Below are 652 nucleotides of genomic sequence, written 5' to 3' on the forward strand. Positions count from 1 at the left end.
GTAACGGAGGAGCACGAAGGTTGGCTAATCACGGTCGGACATCGTGAGGTTAGTGCAAAGGCATAAGCCAGCTTAACTGCGAGAGTGACGGCTCGAGCAGGTACGAAAGTAGGTCTTAGTGATCCGGTGGTTCTGGATGGAAGGGCCATCGCTCAACGGATAAAAGGTACTCCGGGGATAACAGGCTGATACCGCCCAAGAGTTCATATCGACGGCGGTGTTTGGCACCTCGATGTCGGCTCATCACATCCTGGGGCTGAAGTAGGTCCCAAGGGTATGGCTGTTCGCCATTTAAAGTGGTACGCGAGCTGGGTTTAGAACGTCGTGAGACAGTTCGGTCCCTATCTGCCGTGGGCGCAGGAAGATTGAAAGGGGCTGCTCCTAGTACGAGAGGACCGGAGTGGACGCACCACTGGTGTACGGGTTGTCATGCCAATGGCATAGCCCGGTAGCTAAGTGCGGGAGAGATAACCGCTGAAAGCATCTAAGCGGGAAACTTGCCTTGAGATGAGTCTTCCCTTGACTTTAGTCACGGAAGGAACGTTTAAGACGAAGACGTGGATAGGCTGGGTGTGTAAGTGCGGCGACGCATTGAGCTGACCAGTACTAATGAACCGAGCGGCTTAACCTTACAACGCCGAAGGGGTTTTGG

At 54.1% G+C, this 652-nt stretch carries 1 rRNA gene; it reads left to right on the forward strand.

Going from position 1 to position 652, the window contains the following annotated elements:
- Positions 1 to 631: ribosomal RNA gene (locus Phpb_RS09935) — 23S ribosomal RNA — on the forward strand; the annotation flags it as partial.
- Positions 632 to 652 lie beyond the last annotated feature (21 nt).

The organism is Photorhabdus namnaonensis, assembly GCF_001684335.1.
Lineage (GTDB): Bacteria > Pseudomonadota > Gammaproteobacteria > Enterobacterales > Enterobacteriaceae > Photorhabdus > Photorhabdus namnaonensis.